General features: G+C 49.0%; 6 protein-coding genes and 1 pseudogene. All 7 read right to left on the bottom strand.

Annotation, left to right across the window (positions count from 1 at the left end; all coding sequences use genetic code 11):
* Positions 1-287: hypothetical protein (locus tag BM613_RS14925; RefSeq protein WP_146192835.1), on the bottom strand; the 287-nt coding region annotated here is incomplete at its 3' end.
* Positions 271-498: pseudogene (locus tag BM613_RS13930) on the bottom strand (transposase); the annotation flags it as partial. The pseudogene BM613_RS13930 and the gene BM613_RS14925, both read right to left, overlap by 17 nt.
* Positions 499-576: 78 nt before the next feature.
* Positions 577-1,569 carry a thioredoxin-disulfide reductase gene (trxB, locus tag BM613_RS13935; protein WP_109431771.1) on the bottom strand — a complete coding sequence of 331 codons (993 nt, stop codon included), beginning with the start codon at positions 1,567-1,569 and terminating at the stop codon, positions 577-579.
* A gap of 39 nt (positions 1,570-1,608) precedes the next feature.
* Complete coding sequence (arsC, locus tag BM613_RS13940) at positions 1,609-2,043, bottom strand: arsenate reductase (thioredoxin) (protein WP_109431772.1); 435 nt, start codon at positions 2,041-2,043, stop codon at positions 1,609-1,611.
* A gap of 33 nt (positions 2,044-2,076) precedes the next feature.
* Positions 2,077-2,235 carry a low molecular weight phosphatase family protein gene (locus tag BM613_RS15400; RefSeq protein WP_219930712.1) on the bottom strand — a complete coding sequence of 53 codons (159 nt, stop codon included), beginning with the start codon at positions 2,233-2,235 and terminating at the stop codon, positions 2,077-2,079.
* The gene (locus BM613_RS13945) at positions 2,213-2,512 is read right to left on the bottom strand and encodes an arsenate reductase ArsC (protein WP_109431773.1); all 300 of its coding nucleotides are present in this window, start codon (positions 2,510-2,512) and stop codon (positions 2,213-2,215) included. The genes BM613_RS15400 and BM613_RS13945 overlap by 23 nt, the downstream gene beginning before the upstream one ends.
* Before the next feature lie 34 nt (positions 2,513-2,546).
* A complete protein-coding gene (locus BM613_RS13950) occupies positions 2,547-3,839 on the bottom strand; it encodes an arsenic transporter (RefSeq protein WP_109431774.1) in 1,293 nt (430 codons plus the stop codon).
* Positions 3,840-4,041: the final 202 nt, after the last annotated feature.

Below are 4,041 nucleotides of genomic sequence, written 5' to 3' on the forward strand. Positions count from 1 at the left end.
CACGTCGTAGTCGAAGTAATGCTCCGAGTGACACCTTCATCCCCGGTCGGATTCGCCCACACATCGCTCCATGAAGGGAGAAATACAGAAATCACTGGGCTAAAAAACGGAAAAGGATTTTGGATCGCCGTGACAACGAGTTTTGGACTCCAATCCGGAACACCGTCTACGTCTCCATATCCGGGTTTGGGTTGAAACAAATCCCCATGATTGTACTCTGCCGTGCACGGTTCCAACGGTGCAGTTTGTGTGCCGTATGGCGCATTCCCGTAATACGTTCCGTCCACTGGTGTGCGTTTGGAAGCGTTGCCACGTACTCCCCTGGAACTGTGAATGTAGCGCCTTTACAAGACCGCTATGGCTGTCCGAAACCACGATGTCGACACCGCGTAAGTCACGACTTTTCAGCCATGAAAAGAATTCAGACCAACTCGCAGTGGACTCACTATCCCCAATCATCATGCCAAGAATCTCTCGATATCCTTCTCCGTTGACACCTGTTGTTTATCACCCCTTCTAACTTTTTTCGAAGTATGCTCAGTCTTAAACCTGTACTCACACAAGCCAAGGAGCCAGTTAGTTTTGACTCTGCATCACGTTAGCGGATTTTGCGTCAGCCAGGGATTCGATGTAGTGATATGCGGTCATGGCTGCTATCGCGCCATCGGAAGCGGCCGTGATGATTTGGCGCAGTCCTTTCGGGCGCACATCTCCCGCGGCGAAAATGCCCGGAATCGACGTCCGCATATCTTCATCCGTGATGACATAGCCGTCTCGGTCAAGAATTTCCTGATTTGAGATGAAGGACGTCATGGGTGTAAATCCGACATAAATGAAAACCCCATGCATTTCAATTTCTTGTTCCTCTCCGGTATCAACATGCTGAATCCGGATTCCACTGACTCGATTATCGCCCAAGATCTCAACAACTTTGTGGTTCCAGATGAAGTTCATTTTTTCCGAAGAAAAAGCCCGTTGTTGTAAAATTGGCTGCGCCCGTAGTTTGTCACGGCGGTGAATCACCAGGACAGATTCGCCGAATTTGGTTAAGAAAGTGCCTTCCTCAATGGCGCTATCGCCTCCACCTACAACGGCAATTTTCTTGTTCTTAAAGAACGCACCGTCACATACAGCACACCAACTAACTCCGCGTCCACTCAAACGATCTTCACCAGGAATACCCAGTTTCTTCGGCGTGGCACCCGTGGCTATCAGCACGGCCTTCGCTTGAATCTCACCTTCCGAGGTATGGAGGATCTTCGGATTTCCATGCATATCAATACTCTGGACATCGGCCATCTTAAACTCCACACCCAGATGATCGGCATGCGCGCGCATCGACTCGGACAACTCTGGCCCCAATATCATTTGAAAACCTGTATAGTTCTCGACTTCCAGCGTGTTTTGCATTTGTCCACCGGGCAATCCCTTTTCCAGAATCAGCGTCTTTAAATTTGCTTGGGCTGCATAGACCCCGGCTGACAAGCCTGCCGGTCCACCGCCAATAATCACTAAATCATACGTCTGTTCTCCTTCAGAAAAATTACCGTATTTATACAATCCGTTCATTTTTGCCTCCCCTATCTTAGCCTAAGATAAGTCACAGTCTTAAGCCTGTGGTTCCTTGGTGAGCTCGACAATGAATTCACGTACACGATCACGAATGGCATCTCGAACTTCCCGAAACTTGTCCATGATCTCTTCCTCTGTGCCTGTTGCCCGCGCCGGGTCTTCATAGCCCCAGTGCATGCGCTTGACATGAGGTGGGGTCACCGGACACTTGTCATAGGCATCTCCACAAAGGGTGATCGCATAGTCGGACTTATTCAACACGTCGTTATCAATCAAGTCGGACGAGTGATTAGACATATCTACGCCAGCTTCCTCCATGACCTGCATTGCTCTGGGATTCAGACCATGCGCTTCAATTCCACCACTAAGAACCGTCACCTTATCTCCACCAAAGTGACGTGCCCAACCCTCAGCCATTTGCGAACGACACGAGTTTCCTGTGCAAATAAAGTAAACAACTGGTTTTTTCATATCCATCTCTCCTTCGAGCAAACTTAGATGCAATCAAATGTTTTCGTGAATACCTAGCCGGTGCAAAAGTCCTTTTACAAGGTCTTCAATCTCGTCTCTCGCCTTGCGAAAAGATTCCATATCCGATTCTGAGTCCTCTTTTGCCATAGGGTCGACGATATCCCATTGCTCATTTAATGCCAAATGGGACAATCGGACACCGCTCATTGGCTTCTTCACAAAGTTTCACGATAACGTCCGAACTGACGAAGGTTTTCATGTTGATTGTTTTTGACTTGTTCTGAGAGATATCGATTCCAACTTCCTTCATTACCTCAACGGTCATCGGATGAATTTCCTTCGCTCCGTCTACACCGGCACTCGATACAACCACTCGGTCCCCACCATATTTCTTCGCAAAGGCTTCGGCCATTTGGCTACGAGCTCGGTTGAAAATACAGATAAAGTAAATTTTAGTTGGTTCCTCCACTCGACATCCCTCCGCAACTCTTCATGAATCCGACTCAACCAATCATCCTCATCCACAGGTATAGCCCGGACAAGGTTACAAACAACACCGGCACGGTCAACACAATCCCGGTCTTGAAATACTGACCCCACGTGATGTGAATTCCTTTCTTACCTAGTACATGCAACCATAACAACGTTGCCAAGGACCCAATCGGCGTAATTTTCGGCCCCAAATCGCTGCCAATTATATTTGCATACACCAGAGCCTGCTGCGTGATTCCGGTAGCTTGCGTCGAGTGAATCGCCAGCGCATCAATCATGACCGTGGGCATGTTATTCATGACGCTGGACAATAGGGCAGCAATGAAGCCCATCGCAAGGGTTCCCGCATACAATCCACCTGTCGTCGATGATTGGATAAGCTGACCCAAAATCGTGGTGAGGCCCACATTACGCAGCCCGTACACCACGACATACATGCCAATCGAGAAGACCACGATGGCCCAGGGCGCTTCGCGAATGACTTGCCAAGGCTGAATGACCCTTGTCCGAGATCCCAAGAGAAGAAAGACAATCGCAATCACGCCTGCCACCAGTGATACAGGGATGTGCAACAATTGCGTAACAATGTATCCCGCCAGTAATACTGCGAGAATGACCCACGATGCCCGGAACATTCCCTTGTGTGCAATGGCCTCGCTTGGGTGACTTAGGTGGGTAGGGTCATAGGACTTAGGAATGTCTTTGCCAAAGAACACGTACAGCATCAGCACGCTCGCAAGGAACGCGAATAGGTCTGGTACCACCATGTGAACGGCGTAGTTCAGAAATCCAATATGGAAGAAATCCGCCGAAACGATATTGACAAGGTTACTGACCACAAGTGGTAGAGACGTCGTATCCGCAATGAATCCGCTGGCCATAATAAACGGGATCATTTTCTTCATGTCAAACCGCAACACGCGAACCTTTTCGAGCACAATTGGGGTTAAAATCAGGGCCGCTCCATCGTTGGCGAAGAAAGCTGCCACCATGGCACCAAGGACGGTGACGTAGAAAAAGACTTTACGCCCATCTCCTTTGGCCGCATGGGCCATTTTCAGAGCCGCCCATTCAAAGAAACCAACTTTATCCAAGATCGTGGAAATGATGATGATGGCGACAAACGCGAGCGTCGCGTCCCAGACAATTCGCGTTACCTCCACCACGTCTTTCAAGGTGACAACCCGAAGGAGAAGGGCGAGTATCGCACCACCAAGGGCGCTCCACCCAATCGACAATCCCTTCGGCTGCCAAATGACCAGAATCAAAGTTATTAAGAAAATTCCAACTGACAAATAAACCATACCGCCGCCTCGCCCCTACTCTGCTCCTACAAAGTACACTGCACCCGTAGTCCTTGGGATTTTAAGAGTTCAATCTCGTGCTCTACATTTGGCAAGGTACCTACAATATTCTGCAGTAAAGAAAACTTCGTGTTGTCCAAGGAGTAGTAGACCCATTGTGCCGTTTTGCGTTCTTTGACCAGTCCTGCTTGTTTCAGTTTGC

This window comes from Sulfoacidibacillus thermotolerans, assembly GCF_003144315.1.
GTDB lineage: Bacteria > Bacillota > Bacilli > Alicyclobacillales > SLC66 > Sulfoacidibacillus > Sulfoacidibacillus thermotolerans.